At 31.1% G+C, this 21,989-nt stretch carries 16 protein-coding genes; 1 reads left to right on the top strand and 15 read right to left on the bottom strand.

The window, feature by feature from the left end; genetic code table 11:
• Positions 1 to 8: 8 nt before the first annotated feature.
• From AAFU52_RS20190 to AAFU52_RS20150, 9 genes are all read right to left on the bottom strand, one after another.
• Positions 9 to 2,243, bottom strand: a complete 2,235-nt coding sequence (locus AAFU52_RS20190) for a NeuD/PglB/VioB family sugar acetyltransferase (protein ID WP_438423364.1) — start codon at positions 2,241 to 2,243, stop codon at positions 9 to 11.
• Positions 2,244 to 2,327: 84 nt separating this feature from the next.
• Positions 2,328 to 2,933 carry a sugar transferase gene (locus AAFU52_RS20185; protein WP_438423363.1) on the bottom strand — a complete coding sequence of 202 codons (606 nt, stop codon included), beginning with the start codon at positions 2,931 to 2,933 and terminating at the stop codon, positions 2,328 to 2,330.
• Between the two features lie 86 nt (positions 2,934 to 3,019).
• Entirely contained in the window at positions 3,020 to 3,688 is a 669-nt protein-coding gene (locus tag AAFU52_RS20180; RefSeq protein WP_438423362.1) for an acetyltransferase, read from the bottom strand.
• 55 nt (positions 3,689 to 3,743) lie between these two features.
• Complete coding sequence (locus tag AAFU52_RS20175; protein ID WP_074406514.1) at positions 3,744 to 3,983, bottom strand: acyl carrier protein; 240 nt, start codon at positions 3,981 to 3,983, stop codon at positions 3,744 to 3,746.
• A gap of 10 nt (positions 3,984 to 3,993) precedes the next feature.
• Positions 3,994 to 5,490, bottom strand: a complete 1,497-nt coding sequence (locus tag AAFU52_RS20170) for an AMP-binding protein (RefSeq protein WP_438423361.1) — start codon at positions 5,488 to 5,490, stop codon at positions 3,994 to 3,996.
• Positions 5,491 to 5,640: 150 nt separating this feature from the next.
• Positions 5,641 to 6,738, bottom strand: a complete 1,098-nt coding sequence (locus tag AAFU52_RS20165; protein WP_438423360.1) for a hypothetical protein — start codon at positions 6,736 to 6,738, stop codon at positions 5,641 to 5,643.
• A 21-nt stretch (positions 6,739 to 6,759) separates the two neighbouring features.
• On the bottom strand, positions 6,760 to 7,365 hold the full coding sequence (locus AAFU52_RS20160) for a sugar transferase (protein ID WP_438423359.1): 606 nt from the start codon (positions 7,363 to 7,365) through the stop codon (positions 6,760 to 6,762).
• 370 nt (positions 7,366 to 7,735) lie between these two features.
• A complete protein-coding gene (locus tag AAFU52_RS20155) occupies positions 7,736 to 11,137 on the bottom strand; it encodes a CHAT domain-containing protein (RefSeq protein WP_438423358.1) in 3,402 nt (1,133 codons plus the stop codon).
• Between the two features lie 76 nt (positions 11,138 to 11,213).
• Positions 11,214 to 12,359: a glycosyltransferase family 4 protein gene (locus AAFU52_RS20150; protein WP_438423357.1), complete on the bottom strand. Its 1,146-nt coding sequence runs from the start codon at positions 12,357 to 12,359 to the stop codon at positions 11,214 to 11,216.
• 413 nt (positions 12,360 to 12,772) lie between these two features.
• Here AAFU52_RS20150 and AAFU52_RS20145 point away from each other — a divergent pair, with 413 nt between their 5' ends.
• Positions 12,773 to 14,764: a right-handed parallel beta-helix repeat-containing protein gene (locus tag AAFU52_RS20145; RefSeq protein ID WP_438423356.1), complete on the top strand. Its 1,992-nt coding sequence runs from the start codon at positions 12,773 to 12,775 to the stop codon at positions 14,762 to 14,764.
• Positions 14,765 to 14,817: 53 nt separating this feature from the next.
• Here AAFU52_RS20145 and AAFU52_RS20140 read toward each other — a convergent pair whose 3' ends face one another.
• From AAFU52_RS20140 to AAFU52_RS20115, 6 genes are all read right to left on the bottom strand, one after another.
• Complete coding sequence (locus tag AAFU52_RS20140) at positions 14,818 to 15,783, bottom strand: hypothetical protein (protein ID WP_438423355.1); 966 nt, start codon at positions 15,781 to 15,783, stop codon at positions 14,818 to 14,820.
• A gap of 2 nt (positions 15,784 to 15,785) precedes the next feature.
• Positions 15,786 to 17,195 carry an MBOAT family O-acyltransferase gene (locus AAFU52_RS20135; protein WP_438423354.1) on the bottom strand — a complete coding sequence of 470 codons (1,410 nt, stop codon included), beginning with the start codon at positions 17,193 to 17,195 and terminating at the stop codon, positions 15,786 to 15,788.
• 25 nt (positions 17,196 to 17,220) lie between these two features.
• Positions 17,221 to 18,150: a hypothetical protein gene (locus AAFU52_RS20130; RefSeq protein ID WP_438423353.1), complete on the bottom strand. Its 930-nt coding sequence runs from the start codon at positions 18,148 to 18,150 to the stop codon at positions 17,221 to 17,223.
• A gap of 4 nt (positions 18,151 to 18,154) precedes the next feature.
• Positions 18,155 to 19,501, bottom strand: a complete 1,347-nt coding sequence (locus AAFU52_RS20125; protein ID WP_438423352.1) for an MBOAT family O-acyltransferase — start codon at positions 19,499 to 19,501, stop codon at positions 18,155 to 18,157.
• Between the two features lie 125 nt (positions 19,502 to 19,626).
• Entirely contained in the window at positions 19,627 to 20,568 is a 942-nt protein-coding gene (locus AAFU52_RS20120) for a hypothetical protein (RefSeq protein ID WP_438423351.1), read from the bottom strand.
• A 3-nt stretch (positions 20,569 to 20,571) separates the two neighbouring features.
• Positions 20,572 to 21,984: an MBOAT family O-acyltransferase gene (locus AAFU52_RS20115; protein WP_438423350.1), complete on the bottom strand. Its 1,413-nt coding sequence runs from the start codon at positions 21,982 to 21,984 to the stop codon at positions 20,572 to 20,574.
• Positions 21,985 to 21,989 lie beyond the last annotated feature (5 nt).

Raw genomic sequence — 21,989 nt, 5'->3', positions numbered from 1 at the left:
ATTAGCTATTATATCGGTTTTTCTTTTAACTCTGCATTTTTTAAAAAATAATCATTAATTTTTTCGGATAATACTTGTGACAGCCATATAATTCTACCACAATGCTCTACATGCCAAACAGCTTTGCCGTCAAATACATTTCCTGCCAGTAATGGTCCCACAATATGTAAATTATCAGAAGCTTCTAATTGCTCATTAACCTCAAATCCTATCTTAGAATCATTAGGTTTGCAATATCCTTTTTCCATTACATTTTTCAATAATTCTGGAATGTTTTGTTTAGCCAGATTTGTACTGCCCACACAGTTAATCACTATACTAATAGAATCTTCATAGGTTTTGTTTTTCCCAGATTGTGTATCTAAATATTCTAAGGAATATTCACCCGTTTTAGTTTTCTTAATATCACTAAATCGTCCAGCAATATGATCAAAACGATTTTCTTCTTTTAGCTCATCTACAGTTTTAGAATAATGAAAACCTGCACATCGTTGTCTTCTTCCTATTTCATTACCATAATAGCAAGCAAATTTTTTCAATTCTTCTGGATTCAATTTATTTAATAAAGCTCCAAAAGCTTTTGATATGATATCTACCGTAGATGCAGCTCCAAGATGAATTTGATCTGCATAATCCAAATCTTTAAAAGTTGCTTCTGCAATAATTTTTGCAGTTAGAGTCTTTTCATTTGCTAATGCCTGTAAATTAAAAGGGGTGTATTCTTTTTTTCGTTCTTCATCAATAACAGCATCTGGCAACAACCCCTGAGTTGAAAGAATTATAAACTTATGTATGCCAGATTTTATTTTTTCAACATCATTTAGCTTATACAGTAATTCCAGACCACTTGCATTCGCTCCTACAATAAGGACATTAACTTTTTTGTTCGATTTTTGTTCCAGAAAAGCATCTATCTTTCCCAAAACTCCCTCTAATTCAGAACTATATGGATCATTAACAAAAAGCAAATTATCTTCTTCGATAATGTTTTCATTTTTCCAAAGGTGATTAACTGGTAAAGAACCAACAGATAGGATAACTTTTTCAGAAAAAACAGTCTCTTTATTATCTAAAAATAATTTATACTCTTTTTCTTTCTTTTCTATATCTACTACTTCTGCGTTGATATAATTTACATCTACTACTCCTTTGTTCTTAAATTCTTCTAATCTATTCTTTACTTTTTCATTAATATACCATCCAAAAAAACGACGAGGAATAAAGAGATCTTCCCAGTCATTATTTTCTATTTTATCTGCATGTTTGACAATCCATTCTGCAGATAAAGTTCCTCCATCTTTTTTCAACTCATCTAATAGCCAATTTTTATTATTATTAAGCCATTTAATAAATTTCCCCAACTCTGGTTCTGGCAAAAAGTTTTTTAGGGATGTTATAAGATGTACCGAAAAACCAGATCTTGAGCCGTATGGTATCCCAGAGTGAAATTCTCGATATTTATCAATTATATTAATATTTATCTTTCTTTTTGTTTTATGGTTTTCTATAAGATCCAAAAAATGTAAAATAGTAAAGGATGATGAAATTCCTGAACCAATAAAAGTGATCTCTGACGATTTTGGTTTGTTATTAAGTTTCAAGTCTGTGAGTTTTGTTTTTATTATTTTACCTGGATTACCAACGACTGTAGAATAGTCAGGGACGTCTTTTAAGACTACGGCTCCTGCACCAATGGTGCACCATTTTCCTATTTTCACCTTTGGTATTACAACTGCACCAACTCCAACATGTGACCCCTCTCCTACCTCTACATGGCCACACAAAGCGGCTTTTGGTGAAATATGTGCAAAATTTCCTATAATATTATCGTGATCTATGCTTGCTGCTGTATTTATAATTACATGCTCTCCAATAACCGTATTGGGTTGAATTATCGCTCCTGCAAAAATAACAGTACCTTCTCCTATTTTTGCTGTTGAGGCTATAATCGCCGAATGATGTATTGCCTTCTCAAAATCACTTTTTAGAAAACCTGCAATCTCTGCTCTTTCTGCATTTATGCCTACAGCCACAATTACAGGATATCCCTTATGCGGAAATTCTTTTAGATTTTTTCTTGCCCCGGAAGTTACATTCTTAGACGCATAATGACGTCCAGATGGTTTATCATCAAAAGTTTCGGTCACTTCATAACCGTTCTCTTCTAGTACTTCTCGTATGACTTGAGAATGCCCGCCAGCTCCATAAATCCTTATTTTTTTAGGGTCGTCAGTTATTTTCATTTTACTCATTACTAAATTTAAGTTGATTTGTTGGTTGTGTAAATTATAGTGTTCTATAAGAACTTTTATAAAAGTTTTTTTTAATTAGTTATTTCCTTTCCAAGCAGGCATAATGGTATTTTGGTCTATGTTTACGCCTTCTTTCTTAATTACTTTCTTTATGGTTAAAAATAAAATTTTAATATCTAACATAAAACTTAGGTTTTCTACGTACCATACATCATATTCAAATTTCTGACTCCAGGATATTGTATTTCTACCTTTTACCTGTGCCCATCCAGTTATACCAGGCCTTACATCATGTCTTTTCTTTTGCGTCTCATTATACAAAGGTAAGTATTCAACCAAAAGAGGTCTTGGGCCCATTAAACTCATATCTCCCTTTAAAACATTAATAAGCTGTAAAATCTCATCTAATGAGTACTTTCTAATAAATGCTCCTGCTTTGGTTATACGAGAAACATTATGTACATCATCTTTATCCTCTGATCTTAAATCAGCCATTGTTTTAAATTTGATGATTTTAAAAAGCTGGCCATTTTTTCCTGGTCTCAATTGAAAAAAAAACGGCTTACCTCTATTAACCACAATTAATATTAGAACCAACACTGTTATAATGGGTGATAGCAATACTATACCAAAAAAAGAAAGCACAAAGTCTAATAATCGTTTTACATATGGGTTGTACATCTACTTTTTATACCTTTTATCAATTTAATTAACAATGCTATATATCTTCAAGTTTACCACTTTTTCTACACTTATGGTTTCTATTCTCAGGACTTAGACAAATAGTTTTCTCCTTTTGCAACAGTCCTTATTTCTTTCCCCGGAACACCATAAACCAGTTTAAAATCGTCTATATCGTTTAAAATTAAAGAACCTGCTCCAATAATACTATGTTTTCCAATGGTAATACCTTGAATAATATTTGCTCCTAAGGATATTGCGGTACATGTTCCTATACTAACATTTCCTCCTACAGTAACTCCTGGTGCTAAACTAGAAAAGTCTTGTATATAGCTATCATGATCAAAATTAGCATCAGTATTCATAATACAAAAATCCCCAATCCTTGCATGAGCATTAATGGTAACAGAAGCTAATATTATACTTCCCTTACCTACTACGGCACTTGGACTAATTATCGCCGACGGATGAATTACTGTAATAAACTCAAAATCCGGAGATAGTTTTTTTATTCTCGTCTGTACCAAAAACCTGGTCCAGTTATCTCCTATCGCTATAATCCCCTTATTAACACCTTGTTCGATAAGATCCTGAATATAATTTTCTGTCCCCAAAACTTCATAACCAAGTAGCTTTTCACCTTTTGGTTTAAACGTATCTATAAGGCCATGAATTTGATAATTTGCATTCAATTCTATGGTTTCTATAATCACCTTAGCATGACCCGACGCACCAATTATCAAGATTTTATCCATCCATATTTCTTTTACAAATTATTTCTCGGTATACCTACAACAGTACTTTATATACTTATAGTTCGGATTCTATGGTTCTGATTAGATCTCCAACATTATTCATATTCATCAAATCCATTAGTTTGAATTTAATACCAAAAGATTTTTCGACTTCTGAAATGATCATCATATGCGTTACAGATTCCCATCCATCAACATCATCCGCAGTAGTTTCATCAGCAAGCTGAAAATTATCATGCTCTAATACAGATACAAAAGCTTCTTTTACTTTTGATAAAATCTCTTCTTTACTCATTATTGATTATTTAATTTATGTCAAAATATGTTCTTAATTCTTTTCTATTAATTTTTCCGTTAATACTGTGCGGAAACTCTTTTATAAATCTCACATGACCCGGAATCATATAGTCCGGCATTTTTGTTTTCATATAATCGAATATTTCTTCAGTATCAAATTCTTCAGATTCTATGGCTAAGCATAGCTCTGCATTACCCAATGCATTGGTAATATCCAGAGCAACCATATTGACTTTTCTATCTGATTTTGTTTTTGCATGAAATTCAACTTCTGCCAGTTCTACCCGATATCCTCTAATTTTTACTTGAAAATCTGCTCTACCTACATATAAGAAATCTCCTTCTTCATCTTTAAAGCAAAGATCTCCAGTTTTATAGTAACGTTCTTTTCTTCCGTTTTCTTCTCTCACAAAAAAACTTTGAGCATTTCGTTCTTCATTTTTCCAATACCCCGGAGTTATTTGTGGACCTCCAAGAGATAGTTCTCCTGTTACATTTACAGGTACTTCTTCATTATTTTCATTTACCACAAGATACAACGTATCTTCTTGTGGTGTTCCTATAGCAATTATCCCATTATGAGCTTTTTGATGAGTTTCTTTATGGTATGGGTAAAAGCCACTATAAACGGTAAACTCTGTGGGGCCGTAGTAATTAAATATTTTACAATTAGGAAGACATTCACTCCATTCTTTGGCAATATCACTATGCAATGCTCCTCCACCAAAACTACAATATCGTACATCGGGAGCATTAATTTCGGGAAAATATGGTCTCAGATAATTTATGATCGATGGTACCATAGTAAGAACCGTAAGTTTCTGCTCCTTAATAAGTTTAAAAATATAAAAATACTTAATTGCTCCTTTTGGTATTGTATAAACACAAGAACCTGACAAAAAAGGAAATAAGTAAGTTACTACAGAAAAATCAAAAGTAAGTTCAAACATTTGCAAGCATCGATCCGAAGGAACCAGATTAAATTCTGGCTCAACATCAACTGCATTTACCAGCGCATTAACGTTATCAAAGGTAATAGGAACTCCTTTAGGAAGCCCTGTAGTACCCGAGGTAAATAATATATATGCTAATTGATCACCAGAAACATGTTTAGGTTTCAGGTTTATATCGGTATGATCCAATGCTCCAGAAGCAATAACTTTATAATCCTCATAAATTGAAGTTTTAGAAGAATCAATGACATATCGTGTCTCTGTTAATTCAAAAACTTTATGATTACGCTCAATTGGTGTTGATGGATTTACAGGAACGTATGCCTTCCCTTCGAGCCAAAGTGCAATAATACTTGCATAGGTCTGAAGATCATCATTGGTTACTAAACCAATTAGTTTTTCAGAATCTTCTACAGTATTTGCTATAGCATCTCTTATTTTAGATATTTCAATAGCAAAATCATGATATGTATAAAACGTATTGTTTATACATAAAGCATTACAATCAGAATGGCTTTCTATCGAATCTTGTAGTTTTTTTACAAATTTCACATGTTTAAATTTTAATAATTACCTAAAAACAAATCAATTATAAACTCAATAACATTTGTAATCACTTTACTCTTGACATTAAAAACTTTAAATACTTCCTTTTACAAAGTGTTATTTAAAAATTATTAATGTTCGTTTCATCCTTTTGATTTAATAAAAATGTCCGTCTCTATTCAACATATTTGAGTTTTCAAAATCGAGTTTGGTTTCATCATGAGCTAATCCCTTTTTTGTGACTCTATGTGTAAAAACAGTACTATATCGTTTTGTTATACAATCTGATAATTGAGTATCATCTGTAAAAATAAACTTAGTTCTCTTTTGGATAAAATTTTCTATCAGAGCATCTACACACAAATTATAATTTTCTTCTTCTTCTACCAAAAAGTATTTAACATTAAACTCATTATAATTTACCACATAAGATAAAAAACCAATAATTTTATTTTCTTTCATAATTTTCAGGTTATGAATATAGATATTATTGCTGGTTCCCGTTTGCAATGACTTATAAGGATGCTTTGTTGGTATTGGTGTCTGAGTATATTGATTAGCATTAATCTGCCAATTTATATACTCTTTTGTCTTATATATCAAGTCGTTTTTACAAAGTGGTTCGGCAAACTGCCATGTCATATCATCCAATTGATTGATATAATCATAAGAAAGCATTTTTGTTCTACTCTTAGCTTTTGGTCTATTAACAAGTCTTATTGCCGCTGCTGCCATAGCATCAATCTTATCTAAAACAAACTTGAATGATTTTAAAAATCGAAACCTTCCTATAAGCATAGATGCATCTAAACTAAAAAATATCGTATGCCTTAATCTTGATGCAATTACTGTAAAAGGTTGTTTCTCATAAAAGGTAGTGACATTTTCTGCATACGACTTGATAAGAATTTGTTTACCTGTAAGGTTTACAGCTTCATTGTAGATGTAAGTTCCTAACACAGTATCTTTATATTGTTTATCTACCCACCATGATATCATCCAATATACTTTGGTTTTCTCATCGGCACTGGTATTGAGTAGATCAGGAAACATAAAAACGAAAGAAATCATTTTTTCATCTTCATAACCAATAACGCCACAATAGTCATCCTCTTCTATTCTCGAATTTGATACTAACCATAATGCTTTACTTTTCGGTAATGGTGTAAGATTTCCTTTCCAATAGGTATTTTGATCTATACCTTCTCTTAGCATTTTTTTGGTTAAGGCTACTATTTTTAAATTTTTACTCATCTATTTTTCCCTAAAATAAAACTAGTTTTTACCGTTGAAATATTCTGATGTTTCTTCTTCAGACAGGTTCACATCTTTTTTTTGTATTACTTTTTTAAGTGTCAATCCTAGTATTTTAGCATCCAACACGAAGTTATAATGCTCTACATACCATACATCATACTCGAACTTTTTTTTCCAGGTAATTGAATTTCTTCCATTTACCTGTGCCCATCCAGTAATACCTGGTCTTACATCATGTCTCTTTTTTTGAACGTCGTTATACACAGGCAAATATTCTATTATTAATGGACGAGGTCCTATCAATGACATTTCTCCTATTAGCACATTAATTAATTGTGGAATTTCATCCAAAGAAGTTTTTCTAACAAATGCTCCTACTTTGGTTATTCTATCCTTATCTGGCAATAAATTTCCTTGCGCATCTTTTCTATCGTTCATGGTTTTAAACTTTATGATGCTAAAAATCTTTTCATTTTTACCTGGTCTTCTTTGAACGAAAAAAGGTTTACCCTGATTAGCGATAGCTAGAAAAAGAATCAATACTATAAAGACAGGTGAAATAAAGATCAGTAAAATTAGTGATACACTAAAATCAAGACTTCTTTTTATAAAAAACTTATACACCTTTTTAAAGTTTAGATGGCCATAAAAGGGACTCCATTATTTAATCCAACAAATGTATAAACCATTTGTTAAAAAGTGAAATAAAAGAATTACTATCTCCTTTACAATCATTAATATTAACAACCAAATGATATGATCCTAAGACGCATCCAGGACTATCATACAACACTAAAAATTGGGGGAATAAACAAACAACTATTATTTATACTACCAGGGAATGAAGCTAATAATTTGTCTGTGATTTTACATCTAAAATCGAGAGTAAATATACAATCAATATTTTAGTTTTCACCTCATTAAATTAACTTTTTTTAACAAGATATTGTTATTAAAATGAATCATCTTAGTTAGATATTTATTTTGTAAAAGGTCAAGAATAGACAAGTTTACCTCGTTTTTTTCTTCTCCACCAAAACATTATTAAAAACGAAATCATTAACACTCCTAATCCCAAAGTCCAATATATCCCTGTATTCATCTTAAAGGGAATTGGAGATGAGTCTCCAACAAGATAAAACCCTCCCCAATAAACAGGATTCATGCGATTTATATCACCTATGGCAAGGTAATCTAATTTGGCTTGTTGCAGTGCTTTAGCTTTGTTCATCCCCTCCTTAAGATTAGCATAAAAACTTTCCATTAATCTTGGAGTCGTTTGATCAGACACCTCCCAACTTGTTAACAACAAACTTTTGGTTCCTGCATATTGAAATGCATTACCCAAACTCATAATTCCTTCTCCACTTGCTATTTTTCCCGTACCTGTATTACAAGCACTCAACACAGTAAGTTCTGCAGGGATATCTAATGCAAATAACTCATGACTATAGAGCATATTATCTTCTATTGTATCATTACTTTTTGTAAAATGGAGTGTAGAATTCTCAGGATGTTCATTATCCACATGCCCATGTAATGCCAAGTGAAGAATATTATATTTATCTGCATTTTTTTTAAAATTTGCTTCTACAGCTTGTGAACCATAATAATACTTACCATCAATAATTTTAGATATTGCTTTTATTTCCTTTCGTGTACCAGGTAAATCATTGTCCATATTTCTTAGAGCTACTAGACTCATAGCACTTACCCCTTTAGCTTGTGTACTATCCGAAAAAGAAAAAGCAAGACACTCTTGTGCTACTTCAGATTGTAGATTACTATCAAAAGGTGTAAACAATAGATTTGCAGAATTAGCATAAGTAACAGCGTAATCTTTTAACAGATAAGGTAAAAGAGCTGGATTATTAGAGTCTTCTTTTCTAGTTAACAACAATTCAAAATTAAGATGCCATAGTGGTCCATCAGGAATAACAATTAGCTGATCGCCTACAAATTTACCTGAAACAGGAGCTATAAGTTTGTTATACAACGTATGTGCATTTTCTTTAAAAGTTACTGTGTTTTTTGAGATTATACTCTCGCGAAATTCTTCGACTCGCTCTGTAATCTTTGAAATTGGTAATTCTTGAAGTGAAATTGTTTTTTTAGACACTATAAATGCATAAGTGATACTATCTAATGTGAAAAATTCTAGCAATGTTGTTTTTTCATCAAGTCTCTGTTGAATATCACTAACAGTGATAATCTTGTTTTGATATTTCAGTTGGTAATATTTAGGATATTCTTTTTCCAACACTTTGGTTAATGAATCTTCTTTTCTATTAAGATTAAATAGTTCATTTTCAAACCCTTTAATTTTTATCGTATCCGTTATCTCATTAGAAAACTCTTTAACAATTTGTCCTTGATAAAATGCTCGATCAGTTTTAAGTTTTTTTCCTGTTTCAATTACTTCTAAGGGCAACCCAATAAAGTCTTTAGCATAAGAATCATTTAATAATTCTTTTAGTGTGTTTGCTTTACTTCTTTCAGAATAGTAAAAAGCTTTCTCCAAAGCCTTCATTTTTTGTGTTTCTCTGTATATTAACAAATGTGTTTTAATAGCATTTGTGTATATACGTTTTACTTGTTTAGCAAAAGCTACTTTGTCTTTATAATTTTGATAGGAACGTCTAATTTGATCTATAGTAAGGTTTGCATTATCATAAATGGCTACACTCTGATAAAGATATTTTAAATCTTTATATTTTTTGTATTGTGATTGCAGTACTTTTGCTTTTCCATTTAATGCTTCTAATAATTTTTGTAAGTTATAATATTGCTCAACGTCAAAATTCGTGTTATTTTTATTTTTAGTATTAGCGAACAATCCTTTATCATAATATATTATTGCTTTTTCATATTGCTGCTGTTCATAATAAACATCAGCAATATGAAGATACATTTCCGTAATAAGAGGATGCTCATTTCCATATTCATCCTGTAAATTCTTCAATCCTTTTTTATAATAATACAAAGCATCCTCATAACATATCATTTCACTGTAAACTAAACCAATACTTGCATATGACCTTGCAATGGTTAAATGATACTCACCAAATAAACTTTTATAAACATCTAATGATTTTTTATAATATTTCAAGGCATTTTCATTCTCTTTTTTACGACCATACAGATCTCCCATATATCCATATAATGTTCCAATATCATAGTGATTTTCTCCATATAAAGCTTTAGAAATTTGTGATGACTTAATGTAATACTCTAATGCTTTTTGGTCCTCTCCTTTACTAAAAAAGACACTTCCAATGTTTCTATATGCAGTCGCCATATCTCTATGTTTCACTTCAAAAAGTTCAAGAGTCATATTCAAACTCATATTAAAATACTGCAATGCTTTTTCATATTCTCCTTGGTCATGCAAAAGAATTCCTTTATTAAGATAAATTACCCTTTGTCCTCTCAAAAATTCTTTCTTATCAAAAATTGATAATGCTTTTTGATAACAATTTAATGCCTCTTCATATTGCATAATTTTAAAATAAGTTAGTCCCATATTAGCATACCCATAACCAGTATAAAGATGATCTTTTCCATCATTCTTAATAGTTAACATTAAAGATTTTTTATAATATTCAAGAGCTTGTTTATAATCCCCATTAATATCATATATAGCACCTATATTACCATAACTACTTCCAACTAAAACATCATTATGGCCTAATGTTTTTATATACATTGCTACTCCTTTTAGAAGATATTCTAATGCTCTTTCATATTTTGCAGTTTCATAAAATACAATTCCAATATTATTATACGACATTCCAATAGTTTTATCACCTTTTGGAAATAGATCCTGTCGCATATGTAATGCCTTTTGATGATATTGTATTGCCTTTTCATATTTTGCAGTTTGATAAAACACTATACCAATATTATGATATGATGTTGCCAATTCCGGATGGCCATCCGGAAATAACCTTTGTCGTATTTCTAATACTTTATTAAAGTAGAATAATGCTTTATTGAAATCTTTTTTTTTCCTGTAGTAAAACCCCATATTTTGATAAGCATCTGATTTTTGTTCATCATTTTTCACAAGGTATTTGTTACAAATTTTCAATGCTATTTTTGAGTTTTGTATTGATTTCTCTAATTTTTGATCTCCTCTTTGATTTTCTGATAGTTTATTATAACAATCAGCAACTTTTTTCCATACTTTCTCCTTTTTATAAATGAATAGTGCTTTTTCAAATTGTTGAATTGATTCCTCATATTTTTTGTTCATTAAAAGAGAATCTCCTTTTTTATAATATTGCGATGCTGATATAATATCATTTTCCGCTTGCCCATAAACAACATAAAATGGTGTTATAAAGAGAAAAACCCACAATGGAAAGTTCAAAAAAACTGAATGTAACTGTTTCATGATTTATATTATATGTTTATATACTTAATAACAAAAAAGAGAAAAGGTTACCATAAAAGATGGTATAGTTTTTTTACTACAATGCTCGATATTCTTCCAACAGCGCTTCCCATACTACTTTTCGTTCATATCGACTGGTGATTGATTCTCGTGCATTGGCGGCTAAGGTGTCGCGTTGTGTCTTATCCTCAACCAGCATTTTTAGATTCTGAAACAATAGTTCTGCATCTTTTACCGGGATGATCTTACCATTAACCCCATCTGTAACAATCTCATTACAACCATTAATATCAGTTACCACACTAGCTAATCCCATAGATGCTGCCTGCATCACTACATTAGGAAACCCTTCGCGATAACTAGGAAATGCTAATACATCAGAAATTGCAAAATAGGGTCGTACATCATTCTGCCAACCTACCATAATAATATTGGGGTTGGTATTTATCTCTTCTTCTGTTTCTGGCAATAATGGATCTAAATCCTTTTCATATGTACCTACCAGTACTAATTTTGCAGTAGCAGATTCGGCATTCAATTTCTTAAACGCATCAATAAGTTCGTGTATACCCTTATCTTTTACTAGCCTACCAACATATATAATTACAGTATCTGCGGGTTTAATACCAAGATTCTCAGACAATTTCAAGTTTTCTTCTTCAGAATAAAGTCCTGGATCAAAGAAAGAAGTATCTATTCCGTTAGAACTTCCATTGGCAATAACTTTTAACTTTTTTGGTGAGGTATATTTATTAGTTATAATAATATCATTAAGCCCTGAAGAATTTGGGTAAATTTTGGTAGCACAGGCATAAGTTGCTTTTTCTACTGTATCCAACAGTATTCTCTTTGCTCCTGTAGCTTCGAGCAATGGTAATCCGGCAATAGTATGTAAACGATGCGGAACTCCTGCCAATTTTGCTGCCAACATAGATAATGTTCCTGCCTTAGGCGTATGACTGTGAACTATCTGTGGTTTTTCTTTTTTAAAAACTTTATATAGCCTGTATACTGCTTTTAAATCCTTGATCGGAGTAATCTTACGGGTCATCTCTACAGGAATAACACGTACTTCTTCATTTTTTGACACCACATCTAATTGCCCCTCTCCTTTTCCTGATATTCCAATCATATCATAATATTGGGACATAAACTTTAGTTGTCCTTGTAATAATTTCCCTAATGATATAGGTACAGTAGTAACCCTAATTATTTTTTGCATTTTTTCCCCAGACTTAAAAGTACAACTAGTAAACTCATTCCCAATTTTGGTATTAAAAATAATGATGAGTTGATTCTAAAATATTTTCGGATACAAATATAGTTATATGCAAGTGTTTGAAAACTTTAAATTATGGTTTCTTTTATTTTTTAAATACCCAGTAAAATGACTAGTAAAAATGCTGTTGTTTTCTACGGGAAATCAACAAAAAAATTAAGGTTTAGGCTAGTAAAATCAAGTATTTTCGCTTTTTGAATAAAATTTAACATTTCCAAATAAAACTCACACAATTAATTTGCCAATCTTACGTTAATGCAGATAATAACTAACTCGAAAAACTAACAGCAAACTCAAAAAAATGGTAAATAACTTAAAAACAGAATAATAATTAACCTAAATAAATATCCCCCAAAATGAAAAAGTTGCCTTATTACCTACTTATTTTTATGAGCTGTATTGCTATTTCCTGTAGCAAAGAAAGTGTTGATGATGTTGCTCCAGTTGTTGGAGTCGAAACTCCTGATGAAGAACCTCCTACACCAGATACAATACCAAATGTAGTAACAACACCTTGTGATTTTGATTTATCTACCGTTGCTGCTAATTCTACAATTATATTTAATTGTGTTTTAGATCTTAAAGGAGAAACGATCACACTACCTACAAATGTTAAATTTGAATTTGACGGTGGTGATGTTAAAAATGGAAAACTAATTTTTGCCGGTGGTACAATTGCTGGTGAACTTTTAAGTTCTAGTATAGAAATCGAAGGAGATGTAAAACTTAAAGAACCTACCTTTAAATTTTTTGCTTCACGATGGGAAGATATTGTAGAAGGATCTACTACTTCTGAAAAAGCCTTAAAAAATAACGCAGAATTAGAACGATTACTAAATTTCACCAAAGCGTTAGGTGCTACGACTTTTGAGATCGGGAAATTTGATGCGTATTTTAATGTTACTACAGTAACCAGCACAACCAGTAACCAAAATTTTTATCCTTCACGAGAAGCTGTAAATATTCCTTCTGATTTTCATTTAAAAATGTCGGATAATACATTTTTAAGAGTTTTCCCAACAGATTGGGCAAAAGGAGGCCTTGTCCTTGCTTGTACAGAAGTATCTAACTCGATAATAAGTGGAGGTACAATAGTTGGTGACCGCGACACCCATATTTATAGTAATGGTTTTGCTACCAAAGAAGAAGGACAACATTTAGCTGGATTCTATTCTTCAGATAATATCGTAGTAGATGGAGTAAAATTTATTAATGGATCTTTTGGAGCCGTAAACATTGCCTCAATAGGATTTACTTTTCAGCCACACTATGATCCCACACATGATATCACTATCAAGAACTGTACTTTTGATAATAACCGAAGAATGAGTATGTCTATTACCGATGGATATAACTTTTTTATTGAAAATAACACCTTCTTAAATACTGGTTTAGATTCTGAACATATAAATGGTGGTGTTGTTGGATATGCCATTAATATTGAAGCTTTTCGATCAAGAGATGCTGATGGAAATCTTATTCTTTATGAAAAGGCCCATAATATTTTTATTCGTAATAATAAAGAGCGAGGAAGTAGAGTTGGTGGATTTACAATTTCTATTGGTGAAAATGTTACTATAGAAAATAACGATATGGAAAATAAGATCGTATATTCTGCAACTTCTGGTTCTAAAATTAGAAACAACACTTTTGTAGCAACCGAAAAATCAAAAACTACACCAGCAATACTAGCGGCTGGTACAGGAGAAACAGTATTTAACAATGAAATTTCTGGAAATAACATATCTGGTTATGGCGTTGCTATTGCGGCATACTATGGAGAAGTTAACATATTTGGTAATCAGATTATAAATAACAGTAGTGGTATACAGCTAAAGCAAATTGAGAAAAAGACCAATATCTACGGAAACTTGATCACCAGTACATCGGCTTCTAGTAGAGGTATCAGTATCCAATCTACATTTGCAAATAACGTTTCTATTCACTCGCACAATACTGCGACCAGTTATATAGATGTAAAAGCAAATCATTTATATTTTGTCGCTCTTAACCAAGAAGCAGGTCAAGAGAATTATGGTGTCGACATACGTGATAATACTTTCAAGTCTTCTGCTTCTGTAGTCTTTTCAAAAAGTAAAGGTGTTACCTACAATAACAATGCAACCAATGGGCCTGTATTGCTAGTAGATGCATCTAAGATTGATCTATCATCAAATGAGATCTCTTCTTCTGATTATCATGGCATTGCATTAAGTGGAGTTAATACTGCAATAAATACTAGTTTAAATAAGATTAGTTTTCCAGCAGGGACACGCTTTGAATGTATAAATATTGGTGCAACAACAAGTCCAAGTGAGGTTACTTTAGACAGAAACGATTGTAATTAATAACCTGAAAAAAATAACATAAAAAAACCACCTATGAAGGTGGTTTTTTTATGTTATTTTTTAAATATTGGTTTTAAAATCTCGGCCAATACTTTGTTTCCCTTCTCACTTAAATGACCATTGGCGACAAAATAGTTACTTAACTCATCAGGGAATTGAACAATATGTAAACGTATGTTATCAGAATCATTTTGATAATCGGTAATCTTATTAAGATGCATTCTCCCTAAATTATTAATAACTACAATATCTATAACCTGATCAAATTCTTGTTCTTCTATTTTCTTTACTATCCAATCCAGTTTTTTCTCATCAAAATCTAGTTCCTTCTTTTTCCCTTTGGCCGCCCCATAGTATTTAAACGTATTAAAAATTTTGAACATTAGAAGACTCTTACAAAACCTTTTAACTTTACTTGGCAAGGATAAATTATTCCCGAAACTATTATACTTAGCTTTATGAAATACAATGGAGTCCCCTTCTCTATACGGGTAATTTCTACCTGAGTCATTTTTAGGATTTCTTTTCCCAATATTAACTACTTCTCCAGGAGTCAATATAAAAACTATCTTTTTACAATCCAGTTTTTCGCTTTTCAGCAAATGTTCTAACAGAACTACCCCTTGTATAGGTGTCCACACTCCTCCTGATCCAGCATTATTAATAGTAATATCCAGTTCTTGTTCTATTATTTCAGAAAATCGGTCTTCTTTATTCATCCCAAAGCCTTCTACAAAAGAATTACCAACAACAAGAACACCATCATCACTAAACTCATCATCCCTAAAACCATTTGAGTTGATTTCGTTTACAATTCCTCCCCAAGGGTAATGCATCATTTGTTTAGCATTTTTTTGCCTGGTAACTCCATATAACGAATCCATATCATAATAAAGAGGAGGATCATTAAACCCTGTATAAGACAAAAATGTATCTGTTCCATTATAAAACAATCCTATGACTAGATTAAAAGCCTCTAAGATTATAACATATACTACTATTTTCTTTATGTACTTCATCCTTAAAATTGAAAATAAATAAATTCTGCTTGTACCTCTCTATTTAATGATCCCACAATTGCCAGTGCCATAAGAATCCACATGATAAAATGAATTTTCATTTGTTTATATCTCATAAAATCTAATACCAGTAATATGATAATAAGTATGATATCAGAAAACATGATAAAACTCAATCCATCCATCTTAAACGAATTAATTTTCATGATATAACTAATTGCATCCTGAATAGAATCTGCTCTAAAAAAAATCCAAGCAAGCGTAACTACAGCAAAAGTGAACAATACTTGTCCAAAATTTTTAGCGTATGATAACATTGTCATTTGTGTAGAACCATCTTCTAAATGCCTCCTATTTGTGCCCAATACAAATGAAGGTATAAATAGAAGTGCATGAATTCCTCCCCATACGATAAAAGTCCAGTTTGCTCCGTGCCAAAATCCACTTACCAAAAAGATGGCAAAAACATTCCTAATTCCTTTTAGCTTGCCCACCTTAGATCCACCTAGTGGAATATAGAGATAATCTCTAAACCAGGTAGATAATGAAATATGCCACTTTCGCCAAAACTCACCTATACTTCTTGAAAAATATGGGAAATTAAAATTTGTCATTAAATCAAATCCAAACAACCTTGCTGTACCAATAGCAATATCAGAATATCCACTAAAATCACAATAGATTTGAAACGCAAAGAATATAGCTCCCATGATCAAAGTACCGCCAGAAAAATCTGTGTAATTAGAAAATATATCATTTACTATTGGAGCAAAAGAATCGGCTATAACTACCTTTTTAAACATCCCCCATACGATAAGTTCTATTCCTTTTATACTCTGAATTTTATCGAATTTTCGTTTTTTCAGCATCTGAGGCAGTAAATTAGATGCTCTTTCTATCGGTCCTGCAACCAATTGGGGAAAAAATGATACAAAAGCCGCAAAGGCAACAAAATCCTTTGTCGGTTTCAATTTTTTGCGATAGATATCAATAGAATATGACATCGTTTGAAATGTATAAAAAGAAATACCAACTGGTAAAATCACTTTTAGCGTCCAGGTATTTTCAATTTGATAACCGACAGAAGCTAAAAGATCTACCCAGGATTCAATGAAAAAATTATAGTACTTAAAAAAACCAAGGAGTCCTAAATTAAATAACATACTTACCAGGAGCCATCTCTTTCTAGTTGATTTTTTATCAGAGTTATCAATAGTAAGCCCAATAAAATAATCTACCAAAGTACTTAATGCAATCAACGATAGAAATCGATAATCCCACCATCCATAAAACACATAACTGGCCACCAGTATCAGAAAATTCTGCAGTTTTAGTTTTTTATGTACTACAAACCAGTATAAAATAAATACAAGGGGTAAGAACAAGAAAAATTCTAAAGAGTTAAAAAGCATATCGTCTATCTATCGATTCTTAGTTTTATTTATACAGAGCATTGTTTAATATTTCTGAGAACACCTGAGCTCCTTTATCCGACAAGTGAACATCATCTTTCCAATATTCTATTTGATTATCATCGTTAAATAGATTAGAAAAATCATGATATTCGATATCCATAGTTTTGAATATCTCTATCATCTTTTTATTATCATTTTTACACTCATCGTTATAAAAAGGAGAGGTAATCAATACTAGTCTTTTATTATTATTTTCACAAAACGTCTTTATTTCTTTAAGGTAAGACTCATACAAAGGGTTTAATGTATAGGAGTCTAGGCATTTTTTCCTTTTTGGTTTTTTTAAAAAATTCTTAAAGATTTCTCTTTGAGTTTCATTTACATAAATCGGATCATAACCGTGATACTTTGTATGATCATATTTTGGTATAAAGAAATTCTTAAAAAGTCCTAATACTTTTCCATTATAAGCTTTGCTCCAATAAAAGTTTTGTATGGGATCGTAACTAAATACTTTATCGATCTCGTGTTTTATAATATCGCTCCTGTGATATCGTATTCGTAACGGACTTACATCGTCTCCAGAATAATTAGCTTTAAATATGTTTTTTGAATCCACATTAACGACAACAAGTTGTTTTTTATCCTTAGGTAACATCTTGATTAAGGTTGCACAAAAAGCTATTGACCTAGCATCGGCTCCCATATTAAAACCAGAGTGGGATAGTTTTTCTGGATTAATATGATGATTTGTTCTAGAGTTACCAAATGTCAAAATATCTACAGAATCTTTAACAATTAGAAAGTGGTTTAGTTTACCCACTGCCTGTCCTGATAAAATTTTATCACTTACAGTATTGAGAGCATAGTAAATAATTTTATCTGTTATATATGAAATCACTAATATATATACGATAAGTTTTAATGCAGATCTAAAATTAAGTCTATCCATACCGTTAGAATTGAAAGTATATAAAATTATTTGACGTTGAATAAAATAGATTAAGCAGCATTATAATTACCGTAGCCAAGGTTACTAATTTAAATGTGCTTAATTTTCCTCCTAAAGCTTCTAAATCTACTTTTTTAAGTCGAATATAAAGGTCAAAACCAATCCCCAATAATAACATTAAAACTGATATGGTTACATTATTAAAATCGCCAATAAATGGCATCAAAAAGTTAAAACTCATTATCTTTTTGATAATTGTTAGCGAAGAATCCAGATCTGGTGCTCTAAAAAACACCCATGATAATAAAACCACGATGAACGTATATATGTATCCTAAGAATCCTAAATTTTGATTTTTCTTCAATGAGAAAACAAACTTCTCTAATCCTAACGCAAGCCCATGAATACCTCCCCAAATCACAAAATTCCAAGAGCTACCATGCCATAGTCCTCCTAATAACATAGTTAACATCAAATTTCTGTAGGTTATCTTAATCCCTCTTCTGTTTCCGCCTAATGATATGTAGAGATAATCTCTTAACCAAAAGGATAATGACATATGCCATTTTCGCCAAAACTCAGTAATACTTTTAGAGAAATATGGTAGATTAAAATTCTGATTAAATTTAAATCCTAATAATTTTGCACTTCCAATAGCAATATCAGAATACCCTGCAAAATCATAATATATCTGAAAAGCATAAAAAAACGTAGCAAGCACTAATGTACTTGAATTATGAATCTCCGGATTATAATAAACAGCATCTACATAAGTTCCTATGTTATCTGCTATAACGATTTTTCTAAATAGACCAACCAAAATTTGAAAAATCCCTTCATTAAACCATTTATGTTTAAACTCTCTTTTGGTTTCTATCTGAGGAAGCAAATTTGAAGCTCTCTCGATTGGGCCTGCAACTAATTGAGGGAAAAAACTTATATAAGTTAAGAAAGAGATAATGTCTTTTGTTGGTTTAAATTGATCACGGTATATATCAATAGTATAACTTAATGTTTGAAAAGTATAAAACGAAATCCCAACCGGAAGAATAATATTTAATGTCAAATCATCTACTTCCCACCCAAAACCAAGCATCAAATTAGAAAAAGAATCAGCAAAAAAGTTATAATACTTAAATACTCCCAAAAGCCCTAGATTAGAACAAAGACTTACAAGAAGCCATTTTTTTCTTCCTGCATTGGTTTTTGAAGCCTCAATCTTTAATCCTGAAAAGTAGTCTACAAATGAGCTAAACAAAATTAGCGACAAAAACCTCCAGTCCCACCACGCATAAAATATATAACTAGATACTAGTAGTAAGATATTTTGATACTTATAGTTATTCTTCATTATCCAATACAGGATAAATACAACTGGAAAAAATAGAAGAAATTCTAATGAGTTAAAAAGCATATGTAATAATTCTAATATTCATAAATAAACTGTGTATTTAAGCGTGTTTTTGGTTATAAACTTTAATTATCAATCCATTTCATTCTTTTAATTTTATCGGCTAAAAGTTTCGTGAATATTTCTGCTCCATCATTATTTAAATGTGAGGTGTCATGAAATAATTTATATTGAGACACAAACTGTTCTGAATTAAAAAAATCAACAAGCGGAATATTTTCTTTTTTAGCAATTTCCTGTATCATAGTAAAGGAAATGTTTTTTGAGTTATCTACATATTGCAAAGTTGGTGAAGTAACAAAAACCAGATTCACTTTTTTACTTTTTGCCGTAGCTATCAAATCTCTAAGTACTTTTACAAAATTTTGATCTATTTTTTTATCTTCTTTGTTTAGCAATATTTCATCTGCAATATCAGAAGGTTTTACTTTTCCGAATAATGGGCGATAGCCTTTATAATCTATTTGAGGTGACGCATAATACCTTATTGCATGAACAATCGTAGAGTTGGTTTGATATGATCTAAAAAACAATTTAAAATCAACAAGTTTAGATTGTAAGCCTAATATTGGTTTAAGTTCTCTTCTATGATTGGCATAATAAGGATGTAAATCACTAAGCCTGTCATATGCTTCTTTTGATGTATACAAAAAGTCCTCATCAATATTTAGGATGATCAAATCTGGTGTGGTTCTTTTCAATATCATTTTTTGTAGTGCTGCGTGATACAATAATTGTTGTCCTTCGGCACCTGCATTATAACTTGATGTATTTAATTCCTCTTCAAAAACTTTAGGCACATAATGTCTATGCGCATGTGAACTTCCTAATACTAAAACTTTGGCATTTGTCTCGTTTATTGCATGTGTAGATCTAGCATATTTGCCCGTTTCCTGACTAAAAAATACTTGTTTTGAGATAGCTCCCAATACAAAGTCTGTAATCAGTAAAATGACAATAAACTTTACTAGTTTTATTAACGCTAATTTATATTCTTTTTTAATCATCTCTTAAAATTGAAAATAAATAAATTGACTCTTACCAAATACTCCAAAATACAAAATCATAAATACTACAACTGCATACCCTGTAAGTCTTACTACTTCATACTTATTTTTAGAAATAGAGAAAAGCGAATTAAAGTATTCTTTTTTGGTTTCTACACAAAGAAGAATTCCAATGGCCAGGATAGCATATAAAAGCGCTGCAATATCATCTCCACTACCGATATATAATCTCCCAGGAGTAGTAAAAATTGTCTTTATAATATAAAAAGCATTATCTATAGAATTAGCTCTAAAAAATATCCAGGCAAAATTGATCAAGACAAATGTTAGTAGCACATTAATGATCCCTCTCCTATTTTTTCTGTTCACCAAAACTTCTGCTATTAAATACAAACCGTTTAATGCTCCCCATGCAATAAAAGTCCAATTTGCACCATGCCATAAACCACTAATTAAAAAAGTAATAAAGAGGTTATAAAGCCAACGCATCTTCCCTACTCTGTTTCCTCCTAGAGGTATATACAAATAATCTCTAAACCATGTAGATAGTGATATATGCCATCTCGTCCAAAATTCACTTACAGAAGCTGCAAAATAAGGGCGTCTAAAATTTGTCATTAGATCAAAACCAAAAAGTTTTGAGGTTCCTATTGCTATTAATGAATATCCTGCAAAATCTCCGTATATCTGAAATGTAAATAAAACAGTTGCGACAATAAAACTTAAACCATCGTGATTTTCGATATTATTATATACCGCATCCACATAAATAGCTGCCCTATCTGCAATCACTAATTTTAGGAAAAATCCCCAAATCATAAGTTTAATTCCAGTAGAAAAATTCTGATAAGTAAACTTTCTTTTCTTCAAAAACTGTGGAACCAAATTGGTGGCTCTTTCTATTGGCCCAGCGACCAACTGAGGAAAAAATGATACAAAAGCCGCAAAAGCAATAAAATCATTGGTAGGCTTTAGCTTTTTTCTATAGATATCTATAGAATATGATAAGGTCTGAAAAGTATAAAACGAAATCCCAACCGGTAAAATCACTTTTAGTGTCCAGGTATTTTGAAATTCATATCCGACAGAAGCAGAAAGATCGATCCATGATTCTATAAAAAAATTATAGTATTTAAAAAATCCTAACAACCCCAAATTAAATAGCACACTTACCCAGAGCCATCTCTTTTGCGTTAATTTATCTTTGGATTGATATATTCGAAATCCAACAAAATAGTCTGTTAAAGTACTTAATGCTATTAGAGACAAAAATCGCCAATCCCACCATCCATAGAAAACATAACTTGCAATTAATAGTAAAACGTTCTGAAGCTTATGATTTTTATATACTACAAACCAATAGAGTACAAACACAATACATAGAAAAAGAAAAAACTCTAAAGAATTAAAAAGCATAGTTT

Origin of the sequence: Aquimarina macrocephali (genome assembly GCF_051627225.1) — a bacterium.
Lineage (GTDB): Bacteria > Bacteroidota > Bacteroidia > Flavobacteriales > Flavobacteriaceae > Aquimarina > Aquimarina macrocephali.
This window is presented reverse-complemented; position numbering and strand designations above follow the sequence as displayed.

Bases quoted from the DNA above. Each gene is read 5' to 3' on its own strand.
- AAFU52_RS20190 (WP_438423364.1), bottom strand. From the start codon at position 2,243: ATGAAAATAACTGACGACCCTAAAAAAATAAGGATTTATGGAGCTGGC.
- AAFU52_RS20135 (WP_438423354.1), bottom strand. From the start codon at position 17,195: ATGCTTTTTAACTCTTTAGAATTTTTCTTGTTCTTACCCCTTGTATTT.
- AAFU52_RS20185 (WP_438423363.1), bottom strand. From the start codon at position 2,933: ATGTACAACCCATATGTAAAACGATTATTAGACTTTGTGCTTTCTTTT.
- AAFU52_RS20150 (WP_438423357.1), bottom strand. From the start codon at position 12,359: ATGCAAAAAATAATTAGGGTTACTACTGTACCTATATCATTAGGGAAA.
- AAFU52_RS20115 (WP_438423350.1), bottom strand. From the start codon at position 21,984: ATGCTTTTTAATTCTTTAGAGTTTTTTCTTTTTCTATGTATTGTGTTT.
- AAFU52_RS20145 (WP_438423356.1), top strand. From the start codon at position 12,773: ATGAAAAAGTTGCCTTATTACCTACTTATTTTTATGAGCTGTATTGCT.
- AAFU52_RS20120 (WP_438423351.1), bottom strand. From the start codon at position 20,568: ATGATTAAAAAAGAATATAAATTAGCGTTAATAAAACTAGTAAAGTTT.
- AAFU52_RS20125 (WP_438423352.1), bottom strand. From the start codon at position 19,501: ATGAAGAATAACTATAAGTATCAAAATATCTTACTACTAGTATCTAGT.
- AAFU52_RS20180 (WP_438423362.1), bottom strand. From the start codon at position 3,688: ATGGATAAAATCTTGATAATTGGTGCGTCGGGTCATGCTAAGGTGATT.
- AAFU52_RS20140 (WP_438423355.1), bottom strand. From the start codon at position 15,783: ATGAAGTACATAAAGAAAATAGTAGTATATGTTATAATCTTAGAGGCT.
- AAFU52_RS20165 (WP_438423360.1), bottom strand. From the start codon at position 6,738: ATGAGTAAAAATTTAAAAATAGTAGCCTTAACCAAAAAAATGCTAAGA.
- AAFU52_RS20130 (WP_438423353.1), bottom strand. From the start codon at position 18,150: ATGGATAGACTTAATTTTAGATCTGCATTAAAACTTATCGTATATATA.
- AAFU52_RS20175 (WP_074406514.1), bottom strand. From the start codon at position 3,983: ATGAGTAAAGAAGAGATTTTATCAAAAGTAAAAGAAGCTTTTGTATCT.
- AAFU52_RS20155 (WP_438423358.1), bottom strand. From the start codon at position 11,137: ATGAAACAGTTACATTCAGTTTTTTTGAACTTTCCATTGTGGGTTTTT.